The 20,274-nt window shown below is 65.4% G+C and carries 22 protein-coding genes; 8 read left to right on the top strand and 14 right to left on the bottom strand.

Annotated features, from left to right (window positions below; all coding sequences use genetic code 11):
• The 3 genes from mutS to thiD form a co-directional block, all read right to left on the bottom strand.
• A partial coding sequence (gene mutS, locus ACI8UR_RS07365) for a DNA mismatch repair protein MutS (protein WP_415087718.1) occupies window positions 1–2,694 on the bottom strand: 2,694 nt, incomplete at its 3' end.
• 232 nt (window positions 2,695–2,926) lie between these two features.
• On the bottom strand, window positions 2,927–3,619 hold the full coding sequence (locus ACI8UR_RS07370) for a haloacid dehalogenase type II (protein ID WP_411716051.1): 693 nt from the start codon (window positions 3,617–3,619) through the stop codon (window positions 2,927–2,929).
• Window positions 3,620–3,672: 53 nt separating this feature from the next.
• Window positions 3,673–5,055 (bottom strand): bifunctional hydroxymethylpyrimidine kinase/phosphomethylpyrimidine kinase, encoded by a 1,383-nt coding sequence (gene thiD, locus ACI8UR_RS07375; RefSeq protein WP_411716050.1) that lies wholly within the window; start codon window positions 5,053–5,055, stop codon window positions 3,673–3,675.
• An 81-nt stretch (window positions 5,056–5,136) separates the two neighbouring features.
• On the opposite strand from thiD, the gene ACI8UR_RS07380 reads away from it, so the two are divergent.
• The gene (locus ACI8UR_RS07380) at window positions 5,137–5,313 is read left to right on the top strand and encodes a hypothetical protein (RefSeq protein WP_411716049.1); all 177 of its coding nucleotides are present in this window, start codon (window positions 5,137–5,139) and stop codon (window positions 5,311–5,313) included.
• Between the two features lie 6 nt (window positions 5,314–5,319).
• Here ACI8UR_RS07380 and ACI8UR_RS07385 read toward each other — a convergent pair whose 3' ends face one another.
• Together ACI8UR_RS07385 and ACI8UR_RS07390 are read right to left on the bottom strand one after the other, a co-directional pair.
• A complete protein-coding gene (locus ACI8UR_RS07385; RefSeq protein ID WP_411716048.1) occupies window positions 5,320–5,712 on the bottom strand; it encodes a DUF5611 family protein in 393 nt (130 codons plus the stop codon).
• A 25-nt stretch (window positions 5,713–5,737) separates the two neighbouring features.
• Window positions 5,738–6,514, bottom strand: coding sequence for a hypothetical protein (locus ACI8UR_RS07390; protein ID WP_411716047.1), 777 nt, complete (start codon window positions 6,512–6,514; stop codon window positions 5,738–5,740).
• Between the two features lie 122 nt (window positions 6,515–6,636).
• On the opposite strand from ACI8UR_RS07390, the gene ACI8UR_RS07395 reads away from it, so the two are divergent.
• Both ACI8UR_RS07395 and ACI8UR_RS07400 read left to right on the top strand, forming a co-directional pair.
• Window positions 6,637–6,939 carry a DUF6432 family protein gene (locus ACI8UR_RS07395; protein WP_411716046.1) on the top strand — a complete coding sequence of 101 codons (303 nt, stop codon included), beginning with the start codon at window positions 6,637–6,639 and terminating at the stop codon, window positions 6,937–6,939.
• A gap of 52 nt (window positions 6,940–6,991) precedes the next feature.
• Window positions 6,992–8,077 carry an aminomethyltransferase family protein gene (locus ACI8UR_RS07400; protein WP_411716045.1) on the top strand — a complete coding sequence of 362 codons (1,086 nt, stop codon included), beginning with the start codon at window positions 6,992–6,994 and terminating at the stop codon, window positions 8,075–8,077.
• A gap of 12 nt (window positions 8,078–8,089) precedes the next feature.
• On the opposite strand, the gene ACI8UR_RS07405 is transcribed toward ACI8UR_RS07400, so the two are convergent.
• Window positions 8,090–8,896 (bottom strand): NAD+ synthase, encoded by an 807-nt coding sequence (locus ACI8UR_RS07405; RefSeq protein ID WP_415087719.1) that lies wholly within the window; start codon window positions 8,894–8,896, stop codon window positions 8,090–8,092.
• Window positions 8,897–9,744: 848 nt separating this feature from the next.
• On the opposite strand from ACI8UR_RS07405, the gene ACI8UR_RS07410 reads away from it, so the two are divergent.
• Window positions 9,745–10,746: a P-loop NTPase gene (locus tag ACI8UR_RS07410; protein WP_411716220.1), complete on the top strand. Its 1,002-nt coding sequence runs from the start codon at window positions 9,745–9,747 to the stop codon at window positions 10,744–10,746.
• 12 nt (window positions 10,747–10,758) lie between these two features.
• Here ACI8UR_RS07410 and ACI8UR_RS07415 read toward each other — a convergent pair whose 3' ends face one another.
• The 5 genes from ACI8UR_RS07415 to ACI8UR_RS07435 all read right to left on the bottom strand — a co-directional run bounded on the left by ACI8UR_RS07415 (window position 10,759) and on the right by ACI8UR_RS07435 (window position 16,080).
• The gene (locus tag ACI8UR_RS07415; RefSeq protein ID WP_411716219.1) at window positions 10,759–11,745 is read right to left on the bottom strand and encodes a hypothetical protein; all 987 of its coding nucleotides are present in this window, start codon (window positions 11,743–11,745) and stop codon (window positions 10,759–10,761) included.
• Between the two features lie 69 nt (window positions 11,746–11,814).
• Window positions 11,815–13,419, bottom strand: coding sequence for a tryptophan--tRNA ligase (locus ACI8UR_RS07420; RefSeq protein ID WP_415087720.1), 1,605 nt, complete (start codon window positions 13,417–13,419; stop codon window positions 11,815–11,817).
• A 64-nt stretch (window positions 13,420–13,483) separates the two neighbouring features.
• Window positions 13,484–14,491, bottom strand: a complete 1,008-nt coding sequence (gene endA / locus ACI8UR_RS07425; RefSeq protein WP_411715054.1) for a tRNA-intron lyase — start codon at window positions 14,489–14,491, stop codon at window positions 13,484–13,486.
• 62 nt (window positions 14,492–14,553) lie between these two features.
• On the bottom strand, window positions 14,554–15,279 hold the full coding sequence (locus ACI8UR_RS07430; RefSeq protein WP_411715053.1) for a DUF91 domain-containing protein: 726 nt from the start codon (window positions 15,277–15,279) through the stop codon (window positions 14,554–14,556).
• Window positions 15,280–15,438: 159 nt separating this feature from the next.
• Window positions 15,439–16,080 (bottom strand): riboflavin synthase, encoded by a 642-nt coding sequence (locus tag ACI8UR_RS07435; protein WP_411715052.1) that lies wholly within the window; start codon window positions 16,078–16,080, stop codon window positions 15,439–15,441.
• A gap of 123 nt (window positions 16,081–16,203) precedes the next feature.
• On the opposite strand from ACI8UR_RS07435, the gene ACI8UR_RS07440 reads away from it, so the two are divergent.
• Together ACI8UR_RS07440 and ACI8UR_RS07445 are read left to right on the top strand one after the other, a co-directional pair.
• Window positions 16,204–16,464, top strand: coding sequence for a hypothetical protein (locus ACI8UR_RS07440; RefSeq protein WP_411715051.1), 261 nt, complete (start codon window positions 16,204–16,206; stop codon window positions 16,462–16,464).
• 2 nt (window positions 16,465–16,466) lie between these two features.
• Window positions 16,467–16,703 (top strand): hypothetical protein, encoded by a 237-nt coding sequence (locus ACI8UR_RS07445; RefSeq protein ID WP_411715050.1) that lies wholly within the window; start codon window positions 16,467–16,469, stop codon window positions 16,701–16,703.
• A 4-nt stretch (window positions 16,704–16,707) separates the two neighbouring features.
• Here the strand turns inward: ACI8UR_RS07445 and ACI8UR_RS07450 are convergent, their stop codons facing one another.
• Both ACI8UR_RS07450 and ACI8UR_RS07455 read right to left on the bottom strand, forming a co-directional pair.
• On the bottom strand, window positions 16,708–18,552 hold the full coding sequence (locus ACI8UR_RS07450; RefSeq protein ID WP_411715049.1) for a UvrD-helicase domain-containing protein: 1,845 nt from the start codon (window positions 18,550–18,552) through the stop codon (window positions 16,708–16,710).
• Window positions 18,553–18,673: 121 nt separating this feature from the next.
• Window positions 18,674–18,844: an HVO_0416 family zinc finger protein gene (locus ACI8UR_RS07455; RefSeq protein WP_411715048.1), complete on the bottom strand. Its 171-nt coding sequence runs from the start codon at window positions 18,842–18,844 to the stop codon at window positions 18,674–18,676.
• A 117-nt stretch (window positions 18,845–18,961) separates the two neighbouring features.
• On the opposite strand from ACI8UR_RS07455, the gene ACI8UR_RS07460 reads away from it, so the two are divergent.
• Window positions 18,962–19,621, top strand: coding sequence for an alpha/beta hydrolase (locus ACI8UR_RS07460; RefSeq protein ID WP_411715047.1), 660 nt, complete (start codon window positions 18,962–18,964; stop codon window positions 19,619–19,621).
• A gap of 56 nt (window positions 19,622–19,677) precedes the next feature.
• Here ACI8UR_RS07460 and ACI8UR_RS07465 read toward each other — a convergent pair whose 3' ends face one another.
• Entirely contained in the window at window positions 19,678–19,839 is a 162-nt protein-coding gene (locus ACI8UR_RS07465) for a preprotein translocase subunit Sec61beta (RefSeq protein ID WP_178334308.1), read from the bottom strand.
• An 88-nt stretch (window positions 19,840–19,927) separates the two neighbouring features.
• Here ACI8UR_RS07465 and ACI8UR_RS07470 point away from each other — a divergent pair, with 88 nt between their 5' ends.
• On the top strand, window positions 19,928–20,224 hold the full coding sequence (locus tag ACI8UR_RS07470) for a thioredoxin domain-containing protein (protein ID WP_411715046.1): 297 nt from the start codon (window positions 19,928–19,930) through the stop codon (window positions 20,222–20,224).
• The last annotated feature ends 50 nt before the right edge of the window (window positions 20,225–20,274 follow it).

A 20,274-nucleotide genomic window follows, 5' to 3' on the forward strand; every position in this document is an offset into this window, starting at 1 on the left:
GTCCAGTCGCTCCTGCCACTCTTGTACCCGCCCCAGCAGTTCGACGGGCGGCGTCTCGTCGACGTCCGTCTCCTTGAGTTCCTCGAGCACTGATTTCGTTCCGGGCGGGAGTTCGGCTTCGCCGCCGTCGGAACTGGCCTCACCGTGGAACTGCCCCGACCCGAGGTCGAACACGGCCTGTTTCGTGCCGCTCGACCCGCCGCGCACGTCGAGTGCCTTCTCCTCGCGGAGCTTCCCGAGCACGTCGCGCGCGCGGTCGACGACCGGTTCGGGGACGCCCGCGAGGTCGGCGACGTGGACGCCGTAGGAGCGGTCTGTCGGGCCCTCCTCGACGGTTCGGAGGAAGGTCACCTCGCCATCCCGCTCTTTAGCAGGGCGGGACTCCGCCCCGCTTGCAGACGGCGAGCGTGGCTCACCGTCGACGGCGACGTGGACGTTCTCGACGCCCGGTAGCTCGTCGGCGAGCTGTGTGAGTTCGTGATAATGCGTCGCGAAAAGCGTCCGCGCGCCGACGTTGTTGGCAATATACTCGGTCGCGGCCCACGCGATGGAGATGCCGTCGTACGTCGCCGTCCCGCGGCCGACCTCGTCTAAGATGATGAGCGAATCGTCAGTCGCCGAATGGAGGATGTTCGACAGCTCCTGCATTTCGACCATGAACGTCGAACGGCCCTGGGCGAGTTCGTCGAGAGCGCCGACGCGGGTGTAGATGCCATCGACGAGCCCGACCGTCGCCTCGTCGGCGGGGACGAACGACCCCATCTGAGCGAGCAGCGTAATGAGCGCCGCCTGTCGCATGTACGTCGATTTGCCCGACATGTTCGGTCCGGTGACGAGGAGGAACTGGCGGTTCGCCTGCCTGCTGACACGCTCCGGGCTGGCGGCGGTAGCCGCCTCGCCCAAGTAGAGGTCGTTCGGGACGAACGAGACGTCCGTTTCGACCACCGGGTGGCGGCCGGCGCGGACGTCGAGGACGCGCTCCTCGCTCAGCTCGGGGCGCGTCCACCCCTGTTTCGCGGCGTGGGTCGCGAGCGAACAGAGCGCGTCCAGTTCCGCGAGGGCGCGGCCCACCTGCTGGAGAATGTCGGCACTGTCGGCGACTGACTGCCGGAGTCGACAGAACGCCTCGTACTCGCGGTCGCCGCGCTCTTCCTCCAGGCGGAGGATTTCCCGCTCTTTCTCCCGGAGTTCGTCGAAGACGTACCGCTCGGCGTTCTTCAGCGTCTTGATGCCCTCGTAGTGGTCGGGCACCGAATCGGCCTCGGATTTGCCGACCTGGACGTAGTAGCCGTCCGTCTTGTTCCGGTCGACGGTGACGTGGGTGAGGCCGTGCCGGCGCTTCTCGCGGTCGGCCAGCGTCTCGAAGAACTCGATGGCCTCCTCGTGGCGCGCGACGAGGTCGTCCAGTTCCTCGTCGTAGCCGCGCCGGATGAGGCCGCCCTCGTGGAGCGTCTTCGGCGGGTCGTCGGCAAGCGCCTGTAACTCCTCGTGGAGGCCGGCGATGGCGTCGCTGTCCAGTTCCGCAAAGAGGGCCGTCACCGGCGACTCGGCGAGGCGCGGTGCACCCTCGATTCGCTCGCGGAGGTCGGGGACGAGTGCGAGCGTCTCGCGGGCGCGCAACAGCGCGTCGGCGTCGGCGCTGCCGGAGACGGCACGGCTCGCGACCCGTTCGAGGTCGTAGGCGTTGGCGAGCACCTCGCGCAGCCCCTCGCGGACGAGCGCATCGTCGGCCAGCGCCGCAACGGCGGCCTGGCGGCGTTCGAGTTCCCCGCGCTTCTGGAGTGGGCGGGTGAGCCACTCCCGGAGCAGTCGGCCACCCGAACTCGTTTCGGTGTGGTCGATGGTGTTGAAAAGCGTCCGGCCGCCGCTCGTCATCGGCTCGACGAGTTCGAGGTTGCGCTGGGTCGTCGCGTCGACGGCGACGTGGTCGTCCGGCGTGTACGACCGGAGGCGGGTGACGGAGGCGAGCGCGCCGACACCAGTCTCGTCGACGTAATCGACAGCAGCACCGGCTGCGGCGACGGCCGCTTCGTCCTCCAGTCCGACGCTGTCGATGGCGTCGCCGAACTGCTCCCGGAGGCGGTGCCGGGCGCGACCGGACGCGAACGCCTCCGTCTCGTGCAGCGTCAGGCGAGCATCCAGCCGTTCGCGGACGTCGCCGAGGAAGGCGTCGTCGTTTCGCACCTCGGGGCCGGGAAGCACCTCGACCGGCGCGAACCGGTACAGTTCCGTGAGCGCGCGAGCGGCCGCGTCCGGGCCTGAAAGCGCCGTCGTCTGGAATCGGCCTGTCGTGATGTCGCAGAAGGCGAGGCCGTGATTTCCGTCCATGACGACGACGCTTGCGAGATACTGGGCGTCGCCGGCATCCGTCTCGATGAGCGTCCCCGGCGTGACGATGCGGGAAATCTCCCGTGACACCTCGCCGTCGTCCTTCCGCTGGTCGGCGACGGCGACGCGATACCCCCGTTCGACGAGCGCCGTCACGTACGGCGTGAGGTCGTCGACCGGGACGCCGGCCATCTCGTAGGCCTCCCCACCCGACGACCGCTCGGAGACCTTCAGGTCGAGTTCCTCACCGACGGTGACGGCGTCCTCGCCGAAGAACTCGTAGAAATCGCCCATCTGCATCGCGAGGACGTCCGCCTCGCTTTCGGCCTTCAGTTCGAAGAACTCCCCGACGATGCCCGAAGCCATGTGCCTACCGGCGACGGCGGAGCGCTAAAACGTGACGGAACCGGGGTGAAACTACAGCTCCTCGAGCAGTTCGACCCGCGCTCCGCTCGGGTCATAGCGGAACGCGATGTGCATGGTGCGAACGTCAACAGTTCAATCAGTACGTCGGCACCGGCGTCGGACAGTTCCGCGGCCATCACCGGCCGCGTCCCGAAAGCACAGCCACACCGCCGTCTGATGACGCTCCCCTACCTCAGACGTCGAGCGCGTCCGCAACGTCGTGGAACGTTTCGGCCTCTAGGCCGGGGCAGCCCCCGGCGAAGGACTCCCACGGCCCCGACTCGCGGTTGAGCCAGACGGTCTGCATCCCCGCGTTCGAGGCGCCGAGCACGTCGAAAGAGGGCCCAGCGACGTGACAAACGCGGTCGATTGCGGTGCCCGTCCGGGCCGCGCCGTGTCGGTAGATTTCGGGGCGTGGCTTGAACTGCTCTATCTCGTCGGCGCTGATAGTGTCGGTAATCGCGTCGCCGACACCGACGGTCTCGACCATCGAAGCCAGCATCTCGGGGTTGCCGTTCGAGAGGACATACACGTCGTAGCCGCCGTCGACAAGCCGCTCGATGCCGTCCCGAACGTCAGGGTAGACATCGAGGTCGTGATACACCGCGAGCACCTCGTCGATCTCCTCTGCGGTGAGGTCGGCGCCGTTCGTCGCCGTCGCATGCGCCAGCGCGTCGCGGTTCATCTCGTAGAACGGCTGATAAAAGCCGATGGCGTTGCCCACCATCGTATACAGGATCGACCGGGAGCGCCACTCGGTCGCGATGCGTTCGATGCGGTTCTCGGGGACGTATTCGGCGAGTTTGCCGACGGTCGCGTACGGGTCGACGAGTGTGCCGTACGAGTCCACCGTGATGGTCTCGATGTGGTCGGTGTCGAAACTCATGGAGGGTGGTTCGACGCTCGATCCTTCAATCTACGTGCCCGGAATGTCATGGGCTACGTGCCCAAAGCGCCGTGGAGTTCGCGCGCGCGCTCGGCCAGCGTCTCCGAGGACTCGGCGACGAGTTTTACGATGGCCTCTTTCCCCACTGACCCACGGTCGAGGACGGCGACAGGTCTCGAACCGTCGGCGGCGTCACCGAACACCGCTCGGGCAGCCCAGTTCATCGTGCCCTCGGCGTCGGCGGGTTCGTCGTCTCGGTCGTACTCGGCGACTGTCCAATCGAGCGAATCGAGCGCCGCCTCCACGTCGTCGTCGAACCGGCAGTTGACCGCAAAGCGCAGGTCGGGCTGGAACTCCCGAGCCTCGATGAGGAAGCGGGCGACGTGACTCGACGCGCCGAACCGGACGCCGCGGTTCGGCTGGACGCCGCTCATCGTCTTCGTAATGCGGCCCTCGACAGCAGCGGTTTCGGTGGTCTCCTCGGCGTACGGCGTCGCGCCGACGACGTTCATCCCCACCTCGGGAACGAGCGCGCGGACGTTCTGCTCGACGACCCACCGAACCACGTCCTCGACGGCCTCCGCGGTGGGGTTCTTCGCGGCCTCGTTGCGCAACGCCGCGAGATGGTGGACGGCGCCAGGGCCCTCACCGACGTCGTGGTGGTACCTGACGGCGCGCTCCATGAACGCCACACTGCGGCCAACGGCGTCGACGAGTGGTTCGCCGTGGGCGAGACGCGTGGCGATGGCCGCCGACAGTGCACACCCCGAGCCATGGGTGGCGTCCGTCTCGACGCGGGGGTGTCGCGCCGTCTCGATGTCGTCCGGCGTCACGAGCACGTCGAGCACCTCGTCACCGGGGATGTGGCCGCCCTTGACGAGCGCGGCGTCGGCGCCCATCGTCAGGAGTCGCTGGCCGGCGAGGCGTGCACCCGCTTCGTCCGCGTGGCCGCCGCCACGGACATCGACACCGGTCAGAACGTCCGCCTCGTCGGCGTTCGGTGTCACGAGCGTCGCCTCGGCGATGAGGGCTTCGTAGGCCGCCTCGGCGTCCTCGGAGAGCAGGCGGTCGCCCCTCGCCGCGACCATCACGGGGTCGACGATGAGTGGCCGGTCGAAATCGGCGGCGTAGTCGGTGACCGTCTCGACGACCTCGGTCGTCGCGAGCATCCCGGTTTTGACCGCACGAACGTCGAAATCCGTCAGGATGGCGTCGAGCTGTGCCTCCAGTTCCTCGATGGGAAGGACGTGACTGGAGTCGACGCCGAGCGTGTTCTGGGCGGTCACGGCGGTCACGGCGGAGGTGCCGAACCCGCCCATCGCCTCGATGGTTTTGAGGTCGGCCTGGATGCCGGCGCCGCCGCCGGAGTCGCTGCCCGCAATCGTGAGCACGACCGGCTTCTCGACCGGCGCAGGAGTGCGTGTCGGCGTGTTCATAGCCGTCGATACCGACGGTGAATACTAATCGGTGGTGGTCGCGGGGAAACGCCTTCCACGGTGGGCGTCGAACAGCCGCTCATGTACCGGGCAATCCTCCCGAACGGGCAGCTAGAGTGTGAATCGTACGACGAAGGCGAGCGGGGCGTCGAGCTGTACAACGATGACGGCGAACTGCTGGGGTTCGTTCCCTACGAGAACCTCGAGGCCCTCCTCACGGAGGCTGCCTACGAATCGAACGAGCCGTCGGTGATGTAGGCGTAATCAGACGTCGTCCGGCTTTTCGGCTTCGTCCTCGACCTCCCGCTTCAGCGATTCACGGCGTGCTTTCGCGTCGCGGCCGGTGCATTCGAGCAGGAAATCGTTCTTCGCGTTGTTCGCATCGCCCGCGGCGTCGACATCGCCGGTTTCCATCAGGTCTTCGAGCCCGCGCTCGTGGAAGTCGACGGCGAGTTTGTCCTTCTTGCCGGAGTAGGAGACAGCGCCGGCGACGATGTGGTCGAAAACGGGATTGTCGGGCTCTTCGACGACGTAGAGGTCGCTGCCTTTGAACTCCTCGGTGTCCGTGATGGAGCCGAAATACTCCTCGATGGTCGCTTCGAGGTCGGGGACGCGTTCGTCGAGATACTCCCCTCGACGCATCTTGTACTCTTCCATAGAGGTGGTATCGAAACGCTTCGGTTTACCGATTTCGCTCGGCGGTCAGCCACGCGCTGCACTTCGGACAGGGGTCACCCTCCCGGTAGGAGGATTCCGCGTCGACCTGGAAACCACACTCAGGGCAGACGATTGTCCCTTCGGGAACGGTGATGCCGGAGAGCGTTTCGGACTCCGTCTCCGTATCCGACTCCGTTTCGTCGGCGTCGAGGTCGGCCTCGTCGGCGTCGAGCACCGTGCCCGCCTCGCCGATATCCGGTGCGGGGGACTCCTCGTCAGTCTCCTCGGGCCACTCGCCGGGGCCTCGCTCCGGTTCGTCCTCGTCGGTCAGGATTTCGGCGTCTTCCTCCTCGGGGTTGACGTCGTCGAGGTCGACACCCTCCGCTTCCTCGGGGCCCTCCGCGAGTTCGTCGACGGCAGCAGCGGCTTCAGCAGCGGCCTCGGCCGCCGCCGCATCCTCGTCCTCGTCTTCGTCGAGAATCGCCGCATCCTCCTCCGAGGCATCGACAGCACCGCTCCGCTCGGCGAGGCCGGAGACGCCGCCCGTCTCCCCGGTGGCGTCAGCCGACTCCGACACGTCGGTGTCGGACGGGGCTTCCTCGTCGAGATCGCCCTCGACATCGTCGGCGTCGACGACGGCGGCTACCTCGGTGTTCTCGGAAACGACGCGTTCGGCGCCACAGCGGGCACACTCTTCGGTTTCGCGGACGACGGTCACGACTTCGCTGCCCTGCTTTTCGCGCTCCCGCTCGACGTCGGCAGGCTCGAAGTCGTGGCCGAGTAGCGAACACTTCAGTCCCATTGCTATCACGTCACCGTGTAGAGGGTATAAAACTTGAGACACCAACAGGTGCGACAGCCGACGCCGAGGAGTCGATCGCAGCTCTGCGAACGGTTAAGACACCCCCGTCCGAACGGCCGGGTATGCAGGCGAAGCGGGAGTATCGCGACCGTGACGGCACGCAGGTCGCGGTGCTCGATGCTCTCGTCGACCGGAGCGAAGAGGGAATGACCGTCTTCGAGTTGCGGTCGGGCGTCGAAACCGACATCGACGACCTCGAGGCCGCGCTCGCAGACCTGAAGGAAGCGGGGCTCATCACCGTCGAGAACGACGACGACCAGATGCGCATCTACCCGGACGAACGCGTCGTTCCGAGCCCCGACCGCGAGGAGGAGAACGACAGCCCGTCGTTTTTCGAGCAACTCCGGGAGAAACTGGGGCTCTAAGCCACGAGCGGATTCGCGGCTGTTTTACCGCCACGCCGCCTTGAGTTTGGCAATGACAGTCGCCGCGGAACTCCACGAGGCCCACGGCGCGACGTTCACCGAGCGCGGCGGGCGCCGGGTCGTCGCCCACTACGGCCGACCCGAGCGCGTCCACCGTGCCGTCAGAAACGTCGTCGGCGTCATCGAGATGGGATACGGCATCGTCGAGGTGACCGGCGACGACCGCATCGAGTTCGTCGATAACGCCGTCTCGAACCGCGTCCCTGCCGAGGACGGCCAGGGCGTCTACGCCTTGCTTCTCGACGCACAGGGAAAAATCGAAACGGAGCTGTACGTGTACAACGCCGGCGAACGGCTGCTCTGTTTCGTCCCGCCACAGCGCGCCGACGACCTCGCCGAGGAGTGGGCCGAGAAGACGTTCATTCAGGATGTCGAGGTTCGCGTCGGTACCGATGATTTCGGCGTGTTCGGCATCCACGGGCCGAACGCCACCGAGAAGATCGCCTCGGTGTTGACCGGGCCGGGCTCGCCCGACGAACCGCTCTCGTTCGTGCGCGGCACCATCGGCGACTGGGGCGCGACCGTCATCCGAACCGACGATCTCACCGGCGAGGAGGGATACGAGGTCATCTGCGCCGCCGAGGACGCAGACGGCGTCTTCGACGCCCTGGTCAATCACGGGCTCAACGCCGCGCCGTTCGGCTACCGGACGCTGGATTATCTGACGCTTGAGGCCGGCACGCCGCTTTTCGAGACGGAACTGGAGGGAGCGGTGCCGAACGTGCTCGGCCTCAGGAACGCCCTCGACTTCGAGAAGGGCTGTTACGTCGGCCAGGAAATCGTCTCGAAGATCGAGAACCGCGGCCAGCCCTCGCGTCGGCTCGTCGGGCTTCGACCCGAAACGGTGCCAGTCGGTGGGTCTGCGGTCTTCGACGGCGACAGCCACGTCGGCGAGGTGACCCGTGGCGACCACAGTCCCGCGCTGGATGCCCCCCTCGCGATGGCACTCCTCGAGTACGGTCTCGATGCCGAGTCGGTGACCGTCCGCGTCGACGGCGATGACATCGAGGCCGACGTGGTGTCACTGCCGTTCGTTGATGGATCGGCCCACTCGCGGCGGCTGCCGGAGTATCCGTAATCCGCGTTTCGGTCAGTTCCTCGTCGGCGTTGGCGGAACCGACCGTTTGTGCGCGGCCATCTCGTAGTGCTCGATGATGCGTTCGATCCTTTCTTCGTCGACATCGAGCGCCGACCGAAGTTCCTCGGGAGTGCATCCGGTGTCCACGTAGCGATGCAACACGGCATCGAGCGTTTCGTAGGATGCGCCCAGGTCGCTCCGGTCGGTCTGTTCGGGCCAAAAGCCTGCAGTCGGCTGCTTTTCGATGATGAACTCCGGCACGTCGAGCTCGCGGGCGAGGGCTCGAACCTCCGTCTTGTAGAGGTCGCCGAGTGGGAGGAAATCCGCCGCGCCGTCGCCGTATTTCGTAAAGTATCCCAGGAGGAGTTCGCTCCGGTTCGTCGTTCCGGCGACGAGCCGCCCCATGTCGTTGGCCGCGAGATACGCGAACGTCATCCGTAGTCGGGCGGTCAGATTTCCCCGGACGACAGGATTGCCGTTGAGGTTGATGCACGAGGGTACGAGATCGACGAGATGTGCGAGCAGCGGCTGGACGTGTATCGTATCGTGATCAATACCGAGTAACTCCGCAATGGCTTCGGCGTCCTGTGCGTCGGTGCCGCCGAGCTTGCTGGCGGGGAGGACGAACCCATAAACGGCATCGCTGCCGAGCGCCTCGACAGCAAGTGCGGCCGTGACGGTCGAATCGAGACCGCCGCTCAGGTTGACGACGACGCCATCGGCGTTCGCGTCCGCGGTGTGGCTCTGGATGAACGAGATACACTCCGCTTCGGCGGCTGCGAGGTCGTCACGGAACCCATCCGACGCCCGTCCATCCAAACGGTTCTTTTGACGTGGCATGCGAGTCGCAGCTCGTCTCACTCACACACGACGCAGGTCGATTCTTCTTTGGTCGAATCCCACGTGAGGGTGCCCTCGTTGCAGCGGGGACAGGGTGCGAAGCTCGCTGAACTGACGAATGACGACTGTTTTGCGCTCATACATGAACGAACAGGAACCAACACCGGATAAGTGCTTTGGATAATGGGATAATACTAGTTCTAGGACTACGTATCAGGATATATTTTAGAATATAGACTAAGCTTGTCTCCTTATATCGAGCAAATTTGGCCATTCAATCAATTCCTACCGCACTATCTCTCGAAGGCATGAGACGCGGCAATTTTAGATGAGATTTTCAATTTCCTGCGAGTATCTATGGACACTCACAGTATAGATAGGTGACGAAGACAATGAAACGAAATATTTAATACACTATAGCACACAGTCGTCAACGTAATGTTCGCAGGAGATTCACCGCGCGTCAAGGCGGCAGCATGTGCCCCATATTCCGACCTGCCGGGAGCGGCGCTGCGGTGGAGTCCTGTCGAAATAACAGCCCGGCGTGAGGTGTGTACCAAGACCTGGTGAACCACAACATCCGTACGCTCTGGCACGGTTTTCGTATGCGACTCCGGCCATCAGCCTTCGCGTTGGGTCGTGGCCCAACGCTCCTGTCATGGCCTGCTCGGGTTCCGGGCGGGCCGCTACCGTCTTCTCGATGACATCAAGGACTGCGCGCCGTCTCTCACCGCCGTTCGATACACAGAGACGCTCGGCAGCCATCCCTCGGCGCCGGATTCGGCCCGACTCTTTTTATCCTCCGAGGGGCGACTATCCAGCAAACAATGGCCGGCGACGTGTTCACCGTAACGAGCGGGAAGGGAGGGGTTGGGAAGACGACGACGGCCGTCAACCTCGCCGTGGCGCTCCGACAGCGAGGCCACTCCGTCGCCGTCCTCGATGCCGACCTCGGGATGCCGAACGTGGCGCCGGTCGTCGGCATCGACCCCGAAACGACGCTGCACGACGTACTTTCAGGCGAAGCCAGCGTCGAGGACGCCACCACTGAAATCGCCGAGGGATTCGGCGTTCTCGCCGGAGACACGACGCTGGAAGGGTTCGCTGCCGCCGACCCGGACGAACTGGAGCGGGTCGTCGACGCGCTGGCCGAACAGTACCGATACGTCCTCGTCGACACCGGCGGCGGCCTGAGCTACGAGGGCGTGCTCCCCCTCGAACTCGGCGACGAGGTGCTTCTCGTCACCGCCCCCGACCCTGCCGCAGTCGGTGACACGGAGAAGAGCAAACAGTTGGCCGACCGCCTCGGCGTGCCCGTCCGTGGAGTTATCGTCACCCACGCCACGGCCGAGACCGACACCGAGGCAATCGCCGACCGCCTCGGCGTGCCGTTCCTCGGCAGCGTCCCCCGAGACGAACGTGTCACCCAGAGTGCAGCGCGAGGGGAACCCATCGCCGCCCACGCGCCGGATAGCGACGCCGCGGAGGCGTACGACTGGATCGCAGCGACGCTCGTCGAGGCAACCGACGCACCGCTGGAACCGCCCGAATCGGACGCCATCGGCGCCAAAGATTCGGCCGACGAAGCGACGGCGGAAAGCGAGGCTGAGGAGCCAGCCGAGGAAACGACCGACGAAAGCGCCGAAGCCGACGAACTGGATGAAGCCGAGACAGCCGAAAGCGACACCGCGGTTCAGGAAACCGAACTCGCCGAAAACGGCCAGTCAACCGAGGCGACGACGAAATCCGAGGCAGAACCCGTCGAAGCGGAGCCGGACGCCGAGAAAGAGGACGGCTTCTTTTCACGAATCGCCGGCATCTTCCGGTAAGCAAGCCCGACGTTACGAGTCGTCGTCGGTGCCACCCATCCCCTCGAACACACCAGAGAGCCGCGACTCGAAGGCCTCGAGGTCGTCCAGCCGCTCGGAAACGGTTTCCAGCTTCGACTCGATAGTCTCGAGACGGTCTTCGAGGTCGCCGTGGCCGGACTGGAGGTCGTCGACGTCGTCTTCGAGCGTTTCGACCGTCTCGACGGCGTCCTCGAGGGCTTCAGTTCCCCCCTGAACGGAGACGACTGTCTCTTCGATGTCGTTCAGCCGCGCCTCGATGTCGTCGAAGGCGTCCTCGGGCGTGCCGTGGCTGTCGATGAACGACTCCAGCGTGTCGGCGAACGCCGCCAGGTCGCTGACCTGGCTCTGGAGATGCTGGATGCGCACCTCGTCGCTTCGTGTGGGTTCAAGCTCCGAGCGGAGCCCCTCGACGACCTCCTCGTCGAGGGTTCCGGCACGAAGCTCCGACAGGAGAGCGCGGGCGACGCCGTCGGCGGATATCTCCTCGGCCTCGGTCTCCGTGGCAGCGTCGACCGACTCGGCCTCGGCGCCGGTCGCGTCCCCGCTCATCGAATCGCGGTCGCCCTCGATGAGTTCGCGGACGGCCTCGGAGTCCTCCTGATCGACGACCTCGGAGAGACCGTCTCCCCCAAGAACCTCGACACGCGGCTCCTCGTCGATGGCTTCGAAGCGGTCGTCATCGAGATCCGCCACGCGGTAGATGGCCTTGTACGTCTCGTCAGGGTCGATTTCGCGTTCGAGAACGGCCTCCTCGCCGAGCTCCCAGTCGTCAGCGCCGTGTTTCGAGTGCAGCCCGATATCCTCGTTCGGGATATCCGAAAGCGCGGTCTCGGTGAGTCGAACCGTCACCGGCGCCGCCAGCTCCGTGGTGATTTCGAGCGTCACCGTGGCGGTTTCGTCCGGCCCGGTTTCGATTGTCTTCCGGACGGTGACGCCGTCGGTGAGGGTCGTTCGCGTCGTCTCGATGCCGTCGTCCATACGTCGTGGTTGTGTCGCCAGTATAAATGTCTCCGGTGCGATACGGCGACGGAGACGGCGGTCGAACCGCTATTTCCGGCTGCTCTCCAGTTGGATATCAAGGTCGTCGAGGAGCTCCTTCGCTTCCTCGCGTTTCTCCTGGTGCTCCTCGAGGAACTCCTCCATCAGCTGGGCGGCCTGTTCCTTGCAGCCACCACAGAGCCGCTCGCCGTTGACGCATTCCTCGTACACCTCGGCCGCGAACTCGTCGTCGTCGCCGGTGAGGAGGTACGCATAGAGCTCGTAAACGGGGCATTCGTCGGCCTCGCCGCCGAGTTCGCGCTGTTTCTCGGCCGTCTCGCGGCCCCCAGTTGTCGCGGCTTTCACCTTGTCGTAGCCGTCGGCTGGGTCGTCGAGCAGGCTGATGTGCGAGGCCGGCTCCGACGATGACATCTTCCCGCCGGTGAGTCCGGTCATAAAGCGGTGATAGATCGAGGAGGGCGCGATGAAACCGTAGCCGCCGTTGTCGACCTCGATTTCGCGGGCGAGCTCTTCGGCCGCCTCGCGGTCGAGGTCGAAGGTGTCGATGTGACCCTCGTAAACGCGCTTTTCGCCATCGATGGCCTCGATGAGCGCCTCGAAGGCGTCCTCCGTCGCGTTGCGGTCGAAGAACCGGACGCGGGGGCGAAGCGGCTCCTTGCCGCCGGCTTTCAGCGTCTCGACGGTATCCCACAACGCGGTCGAATCGGGCGCCTCGTCTTCGAGCCACTCGGCAGCCTCCTCACAGCGGATGTCGGTTTCTGCGTCATCAGTGCCGTCGGCCAGCGCCTCGTAGGCGATGGCGACGAGCTCGCGTTCGGCGTCGTCGAGTTCGAAGCTCGCGTACGCCTCGGTGACCTTGAAGAAGCGCATCCGGGTCGAGAGGTCGCGGGCGAAGCGGACGTGTGGATCCTGGTCGGGGCCGACGGGGATGACGGTCGGTTTCGGCTCCTCCAGCTGCGGATAGAGGATGTCGGCCATCTGCGTGACGACCGACTGCATATGCGAGATGCTCGTCTCGCCGTCGAAGCCGTAGATGGCCTGGAACTCCGAGAAGTTGGCTTTCGACCCGAGTTCGAACGCGAGGTTCCGAAGCTCCTCGTTCTCCGATTGGCGATACAGTTCGCCCTCCTCGGGGTCGAAACCGAGCGCGAGCAACGAGAGGAGGTAGCTCTCGGCGTGTTCGTCGATGTCGTCCCACTGAATCCCGCGCGCCGAGTGGGCTTCGAGGTCGGCGATGAGGCCGTAGGCGTCGCCGCCCTGCTGTTGATGCCAGATGAGCTCGTCGAAGACGAGTTTGTGACCGATGTGAGGGTCGCCGGTCGGCATGAACCCCGACAGTGCGGCGAACGGCTCGTCGTTGAGCATCGCCTCCGCAACGGGGCGGTAATCGCGGTGGCCGAAGATAACGCCCCGTCGCATCAGGTAGTGCGGCTCCGACACCGAATCGAGGACGTCATCGAACTCCTCGATGCCGAACTCCTCGAACAGTTTGCGGTAGTCCGCGACCGTCGAGGAACCCCACGGGTCGAGGGCTACGTCGTCGACGGCGCCGCCGTCCGCACGGGGCGCTGCCGGCGTCTCGGCGTCGGCTCCCGTCACGGTCCTGTCGGATCGGGAGTCACCCTCTTCGGCGTGGGATTCGTCGTCTGCCATGGTCGCACGTCGGGAGGGTTCGCCCAAAAACCGTTCGCTTGTCGGCGCTTGCGGCCGCTTGCTGCTACGGTGTCAGCCGCGAGACGGAGAGCCACCGAATCGAGGCGCCATCGACCAGGGCGAACACCATCTCCTTGCGGACGCCGTGGGCGAGCCGCACGTCGAGCGCCAGATCGCGCGGCGAGAGGGTCGTCTCCGCGGGCAGCACACGAACGAGCAACTCGGAGTGGCCGAGATCTTCGACTGTTTCGACGTCGGCGTAGGTTCGGAAATCGGCGCCGAACTTGAAGCCCGTCTTTGGGACGACCCCCTGCTCGCGGAGGTGGCGGTAGACGGCGAGCCGGCGGTCGAATCGCTCACCCTCGACCGCGCGGCCGCGTTCGACAACCGCGTCGACGCCGCCCTCGATTTCGAGGGCGCCTTCGGCAGCGAGATAGGCCGCCTCCATCAGCGATAGCTGCAGCGTGTCGTCGTCACGGCTCATCTGCTGGCCATAGAAGCCGCGTTCGTAGAGCTCCGGTGGCGGATTCCAGCAGAGGACGCGCTCGTCGAGGAGGTGTCCCGTCACGGTGCCGTCGAAGGAGCGCTCGCTCGACCCCGACACCTCGGAGCGGCCGGTTTCCAGATACGTGAGTTCGCTCTCCTCGTCGACGACCGCGAGAACGACGTCGCCGAGGGAGGCAAGCGAGACGGACGCCCGCTCGCCGACGACGCGGACGCGGTGTTCGGCCGTCCCGTCCCACGGCCCGTCGCCGCGGGGATGGACGATGAAATCTACGCCTGCGGGGTCGTCGACCCAGCCGTCGCGGGCCGGCGAGACATAGAACCCCCGGTCGCGGAGGTCTTTGTAGACCAGGAAGGGGACGACGACGTCGTCGTTGGCGGCGAGGAAGGCGGCGAAATCCTCCCCGTCGACTGCATCGAGGTCGCCGCGATAGAGGAGGTGGGCGGCCTCGACGCGCGAGAGGGCCACGCCGTCACCGCGCGGGCGGCCATAGCCGCGCGAATCGTAGTAGCGTTCGCGGCCGTTGGCGCCGACTTCGACGACGCCGTCGGTGAGGTGGCCCTGCATGGATTGAGTTCGCTCCTGCTGCCGTTTAGCCCCTGCGGTCGCCATCCGCGTGTCCCCCGCCATTACGCCGGCTCACAGCCAGTGTCGAGGCATCGCTCGCCGCTCGTCGTCTCGAAGCGCGGCAGGCCACAGTCGCACTCGCCAACGGCGGTGCCGTCGGGGATCCCGAAGCCGGTGTCGCACTCCGGGTAGTTCTCACAGCCGGCGATGAGACCGCCACGGCGGAGGATTTCGAGTTCGCCGTCGCAGTTTGGACAGTCCCACGCGCGGTCGAACGCGTCGCTGACGGCATCGAGCAGCGACCCACAGTCGTAATCGAGACAGCACTCGAAGGTGTCGCCGCGTTCGACTCGAAACTGTGGGAGGCCGCACTCGCAGGCATCCTCGATGACGGTCGCACCGCCCGGGAGCGAAAATCGGTCGTCACAGTCGAGACAGACGACGCTGCCGTTGGAACGGACGAGCGGCCCGCCACAGCGACAGTCGCCGACCGGGACGCCCGCATCGCTCACGTCGTGGTCGGCCACCGTCACGTCGCCGGCGGCTTCGACCCGGAGCGTCTCATCGCCATCGACAGCGACGAGCCACAGCGGGTCGTGGGTGAGCGAGAGGTCAGTCGGCCGGGTGAGCCACGCGACCGGCTGATAGCCATCCGCGTCGTGAACGAGGACGGTGTCGTCGGGTTTGACGACGATGAGGACGCGCCCGCGCTGGTGGCGCTCGCGCTGGCCGTCGAAACGGACGATACAGTCGCCGGCGATGGTGTGCGTCTGCGTTCGCGTCGGCATGGGATGGGTGGCCGCGTTCCCCTACTTGAACCTCCGGATGGCCGGACGCCTCGGCGACGTGAAGAGTACCGCCCGTACATCGAACCCGGAACCGTCGGGTATGGAAACGACCACCTGCAAGCGGCGTTCGGCGTCGAGGGGGCCGACCAGCCCGAGTCGCTACGAGACGTAGCCGTCCGTCAGGCTCTCGACGTACTTCGCGACCACGTCGACCTCCAGGTGGACGGGGTCGCCCACCGATTTCTCTGCGAGCGTGGTGAGGTCGTACGTCGCCGGAATGATGGCGACCGTGCACTCACCGTCCTCGAGGTCGGCGACAGTCAGGGAGATGCCGTCGACCGCTATCGACCCCTTCTCGACGACGTATCGGCGCAGCGATTCGGGCAAGGAAAAGGCGAAATACCAGTCACCGCCGGACTCGTCCGGCGAGGCGCCGCTCGCTTCGCTCGCGGAACCGTCTCCCACTTGTTCGATTTCGGTCACCTCGCCGACGCCGTCGACGTGACCCTGCACGAAGTGGCCGTCGAAGCGGCCGTCGGCCGGCAGCGCGCGTTCGAGATTGACGCCATCGCCGACCGTGACGTCGTCCAGATAGGTGCGGTCGAGCGTCTCCTCCGAGCAGAAGAGCTCGAAGCTCTCCTCGTCCCACGCCTCGACGGTCAGGCAGGCGCCGCTGATGGCGACGCTTTGGCCGTGTTCGAGTTCGTCACAGAACGAGGCGGACACGCGGATGCGACGGCCTTCCTCGGTGTCTTCGACGGCGACGATTTCGCCCGTCTCCTCGACGATACCGGTGAACATACACGCCGTTCGGGCGGCGGCGACGAAAGCGTGTCGTCATCGGTAGCGTGCGGCGGTCGGGCGCGCGTTTCGGCCCGTCCCGCGAGCGGCGGGCTTTTCACCGCGAACGACTACTGACAGACAATGAGTTTCATCGACACGCTCACGATGTTCGGTACGGCCATCGTGGTCGCGCCGATCGCGCTGCTCGGCGTCGAGTTCGTTGCCGGCGGCCGCCTGTTCGTCGGCGTGGGCTTTCTCGCCGTCGCCGCCGCGCTCGTCGTTGCCGAACACTACATCGGCGTGCCTGGCCTCGATAGCGCCCTTGAAGGCGTCCTCGGCGTAGTCGCCCCGGAGCCCGAAAGCGACGAACCGACGGCGGACACGGACGAGGCCGAGGCCTAACCGTGGCGCTCGGCATCATCCGGTCGCTGCAGCTCGTCGCGACGCTCGTCGTCGCCGGGCCGGTCGGCCTCGTCGGCATCCTCAATCTCCTGGAGGGGCGGTACCCCTACGGCGTCTTCTTCCTCGTCGCAGCCATCGGGCTCGTCGCTATCAGCGAATACCTCTACGTGCAGTTGACGAATCGAACCGTGGGCCGCGTCAAACGGCTCAAGAACATCCGCGGTCGGGGCGACGAGTAACCGCTCAGTCGGCCCGTACTTCCTCGCCGCGCTCCTGTGCTCGCTCGATGACATCGCTGAGCGGCAGCTCGACGGGCTCGTTGTGCAACAGCACGTCGATTGGGAGCGTCGGCGCGCCGTCGACGAGGTTCTCGAGGAGGACGAGCCGTTCGCGGGCCCGCGACATGCCGACGTAGAAGACACGGCGCTCGTTGTCGGTCATCGTCGGGACGGGGTCTGAGTGCTTCGTGAATTCGGTGACGCCGGCGACGTCGGTGGGGTCGTCGACCGAGGCGGCCATCTGTTCGACGACCTTCTCGGTGAGGTCGGTCGCGACGAAAACGTGGTCGGCTTCACGACCCTTCGCGGAGTGAATCGTCCCGACACGCATCCGGGAGGGATCCATACCGCGGTAGTCGCCGTCGAAGTACGCCTCGACGGAGCGCTCTTGGAAGTTCGAAACCCGAGTGAGCATATCCCCGGCGGAGGCCGGCCCGGGCGCGAAGGGCGCGTGGTCGTCGACGAAGGAGGGGTCGACCTCCATGTCGGTGCGGTCGTCGACGCCCTCCTCGTCCTGCAGTTCATCGAGCGCGTCGAAGTAATCGTCGCGTTCGCCAGTGCCGAAGGCGCTGTCGGCGAGCATCTCGCCGAGCCGCTGGGCCTGGAGCCCGTGGATTGGCTCGTCGTCGTCGAGGGCCTCGATGGCGCTGACGTAGCCCTGGAGTCGGTCGGTCCACATCCGCTGGTCGGTCAGCGACGTGAACGGGATGCCCTTGTCGATGAACTCGTCCATGAACTGGAACATCTGATAGCGGGCACGGAACAGACACATGACGCTGCCCTCATCGTCCTCTTCGAGGGTGCCGCGAACGTTTCGGACGAGGTCGAGCATCGACGGCGAGGCGACGGCTTCGACGTTGCCACCCTGTTTGCGCGGTTTGAGGTCTTTCTCCTGGCGCTTGCTCAGGTGGCTGATCTGGACATCGACGACGTTGAGAATCTTCGACGGGAGTCGGTAGGAGTTCGGGAGGACGACATCATCGTCGACCTCCTCATCGAGCAGCAGGTTCGGGTCGGCGCCCTGCCAGGCGTAGACGACCTGGTCGTCGTCACCGGCGATGAGGACGGCGTCGACGTGGGGTTTCCACTCGTCGTACACGCCGTACTGCAGCGTCGTGATGTCCTGGAACTCGTCGATAACAAGGTGGTCGACGCTCGGAATGAGTGAGCGCTGCTGGACGCGTTCGAGCATGTCGGCGAAGCCGACGATACCTTCCTCGCCCTTGTAGGCGCGCCAGGCGCGGATGACTTCGGGGATGTCGACGCGGTCGTCGTCGGAGGGCCACGTCGGGGTGTATTTGTTCCCTACTTGGGCGTTCTCGTCGATATCCGGCGGGAGCCGAACCTCCTCGTCGTTCCACTTGAACGGCACGTCGTACCAGTCGGCAACGTCACGCTCGGTGCGCTGGAGCCACTGGGAGGTGGCGATGATCTTGTTGCCGAGGGTGGTCGAACTCGCCGAGCGGCGGCGGGCGGACTTGTTCTCGTCTTCGAACTCGATGCCGTAGTCCTCGCAGAACCCCTCTTTGTGCTTCTCGCCGACGACGTCGCCACGCGAGAGGTTCAGCAGTTCGTACGCCTTCGCGTGCATCGTACAGACGTTGCCGCGGAGGGATTTCGGGCTGCAGTCGAGCCGTTCGGCGAGGCGTTCACGCACCTCGGCAGCGGCGGCACGAGTGTAGGAGACGATGAGAATATCGTCGACTTCGACACCCTCGTCGAGCATCTCGTCGACCCGGTCGAGAAGCGCCGTCGTCTTCCCACTCCCGGGACCGCCGAAGAGTCGTGTCACGTGGGTGGAATCAGTCATTACTCGTCTAACGGCACGATGGCGTATAAATAACGTGCATCGAACAGGAACGGCAGCGCCGCTGTTGGGACGAGTCAGCGGCCGAAAACGACGACGGGACAACCCCGAAAGAGCGGTCGGATTATGTTGGCTGCCAGCCGCAGACCGAACACGCTACGGCGTCGAGGCCGTGAAGTCCGCCGCAGTCGGGACACTGTTTCTTGTTATACTCGCGCTCCCAGGACGGAGAATCGGTTTCGTGATCTCGCTCGTCAAGGAACTCGTCGAGAACGTCGTCGTTTGCGGTCGCCATACAGGACTCCGTTGGAGAAGCCGCATAATAAACCCTGTGGTAGAGGTTGTCACGGGTGCTGGTGTCGTGCCACGAGGGGTACCGACGGCTTTTGAACACGCCAGCCGTACTCGGCGTATGGACGCCTCGGAGGAGCTGCCGCTGGTACACGAGAGTCGCCCCGGGACGGTGGAATCGGACGCCCCAGCAGTCGTGTTGGTACACGGCCGCGGGACGAACGAGCGTGACCTCCTGCCCATCGGTTCACAACTGCCCGAGGAACTGCACGTCCTGAGTGTTCGCGCGCCGCAGTCGATGGGTGGCCCGGACAGCTACACCTGGTACGACCTCGACCTCTCCGGTGGCGGCCTCCATTCGAGCCAACCCGACCCGAACGGCTTCCGCCGGAGCCTTGATCTGCTTCACGAGTTCGTCGACGGCGCCATCGACGTATACGACCTCGACCCCGACCGCGTCGGCCTGCTCGGCTTCAGCCAGGGGGCGATAACGAGCCTCTCGGCGCTGGTAGAACGGCCCGACTCCTATCGGTGGGTCGTCGCACTGAACGGCTATCTCGCCGAATCCCACGAAGACCAGGTCGATAACGCCGAAGGGAAGCCAGTGTTCGTCGGGTGTGGGGCGATGGATCAGGTCATCCCGCCACAGCGCGCCGAGCGGGCCGCCGAACTATTCGAGGAGGGTGGTGCCGACATCCGGTTCGAACAGTACGGCGTCGGCCACGGCACGGCACCACAGGAGATTACCGACGTGGTGCAGTGGCTCGAGGATAAATACTGAGCAGTCGGCTATGCGGGCGCTGACAGCCGAAGAATCGAGTCCGTGAAACGGCCGGCTCAGGCCAGTGCGTTCAGCATCAGGACGAAGACGCCCAGCAGGACGCCGAAGGCGACGACCGTCCGGGGATCCATCGTTGGTGCGTTCCGGTCTTCACTGTCGAAATACCGGACGAGACCGGCACTGGACATCAGCCCGCCAGAGTTCTCTCCACTGCTCATACACGTCGATTCGTGGCTGAGGCCCTAAGCGTTTCGGCCCAGTCGAGCGCCGCAGATAGCGCGGTGAACCACCGGTTGGGAAACCCTTATGCGCGCGGCTGAAATACGTTCGATAGTCATGCCCGTTACCCTCAAGGACTTCTATGCAGACTGGTGCGGCCCGTGCAAAACCCAAGACCCCATCCTCGAGGAGCTGGAGGAGGAGTACCCCGACGTCGACTTCGAGAAGGTGAACGTCGACGAAGAGCAGGACGTCGCAAACGAGTATCAGGTACGCTCGCTGCCGACGCTCATCATCGAGACAGACGACGGCATCGTCGAGCGGTTCGTCGGCGTCACCCAGCGTGACGACATCGAAGGCGCACTGAGCAAGGCTGGCGCGTAGGGACGAACGCGAAAACGTTCACTCCGCCCGGCGAACCCTTTTATCCCAAA

It is taken from the genome of Natronomonas sp. (assembly GCF_047616845.1).
Classification (GTDB): Archaea; Halobacteriota; Halobacteria; order Halobacteriales; family Haloarculaceae; genus Natronomonas.

What these genes read in the sequence shown, in the direction of transcription:
- ACI8UR_RS07370 (WP_411716051.1), bottom strand. Translation starts at nt 3,619, where the DNA reads ATGAGTTTCGACACCGACCACATCGAGACCATCACGGTGGACTCGTAC.
- thiD (WP_411716050.1), bottom strand. Translation starts at nt 5,055, where the DNA reads ATGAACACGCCGACACGCACTCCTGCGCCGGTCGAGAAGCCGGTCGTG.
- ACI8UR_RS07380 (WP_411716049.1), top strand. Translation starts at nt 5,137, where the DNA reads ATGTACCGGGCAATCCTCCCGAACGGGCAGCTAGAGTGTGAATCGTAC.
- ACI8UR_RS07385 (WP_411716048.1), bottom strand. Translation starts at nt 5,712, where the DNA reads ATGGAAGAGTACAAGATGCGTCGAGGGGAGTATCTCGACGAACGCGTC.
- ACI8UR_RS07390 (WP_411716047.1), bottom strand. Translation starts at nt 6,514, where the DNA reads ATGGGACTGAAGTGTTCGCTACTCGGCCACGACTTCGAGCCTGCCGAC.
- ACI8UR_RS07395 (WP_411716046.1), top strand. Translation starts at nt 6,637, where the DNA reads ATGCAGGCGAAGCGGGAGTATCGCGACCGTGACGGCACGCAGGTCGCG.
- ACI8UR_RS07400 (WP_411716045.1), top strand. Translation starts at nt 6,992, where the DNA reads ATGACAGTCGCCGCGGAACTCCACGAGGCCCACGGCGCGACGTTCACC.
- ACI8UR_RS07410 (WP_411716220.1), top strand. Translation starts at nt 9,745, where the DNA reads ATGGCCGGCGACGTGTTCACCGTAACGAGCGGGAAGGGAGGGGTTGGG.
- ACI8UR_RS07415 (WP_411716219.1), bottom strand. Translation starts at nt 11,745, where the DNA reads ATGGACGACGGCATCGAGACGACGCGAACGACCCTCACCGACGGCGTC.
- ACI8UR_RS07420 (WP_415087720.1), bottom strand. Translation starts at nt 13,419, where the DNA reads ATGGCAGACGACGAATCCCACGCCGAAGAGGGTGACTCCCGATCCGAC.
- endA (WP_411715054.1), bottom strand. Translation starts at nt 14,491, where the DNA reads ATGCAGGGCCACCTCACCGACGGCGTCGTCGAAGTCGGCGCCAACGGC.
- ACI8UR_RS07430 (WP_411715053.1), bottom strand. Translation starts at nt 15,279, where the DNA reads ATGCCGACGCGAACGCAGACGCACACCATCGCCGGCGACTGTATCGTC.
- ACI8UR_RS07435 (WP_411715052.1), bottom strand. Translation starts at nt 16,080, where the DNA reads ATGTTCACCGGTATCGTCGAGGAGACGGGCGAAATCGTCGCCGTCGAA.
- ACI8UR_RS07440 (WP_411715051.1), top strand. Translation starts at nt 16,204, where the DNA reads ATGAGTTTCATCGACACGCTCACGATGTTCGGTACGGCCATCGTGGTC.
- ACI8UR_RS07450 (WP_411715049.1), bottom strand. Translation starts at nt 18,552, where the DNA reads ATGACTGATTCCACCCACGTGACACGACTCTTCGGCGGTCCCGGGAGT.
- ACI8UR_RS07455 (WP_411715048.1), bottom strand. Translation starts at nt 18,844, where the DNA reads ATGGCGACCGCAAACGACGACGTTCTCGACGAGTTCCTTGACGAGCGA.
- ACI8UR_RS07460 (WP_411715047.1), top strand. Translation starts at nt 18,962, where the DNA reads ATGGACGCCTCGGAGGAGCTGCCGCTGGTACACGAGAGTCGCCCCGGG.
- ACI8UR_RS07465 (WP_178334308.1), bottom strand. Translation starts at nt 19,839, where the DNA reads ATGAGCAGTGGAGAGAACTCTGGCGGGCTGATGTCCAGTGCCGGTCTC.
- ACI8UR_RS07470 (WP_411715046.1), top strand. Translation starts at nt 19,928, where the DNA reads ATGCGCGCGGCTGAAATACGTTCGATAGTCATGCCCGTTACCCTCAAG.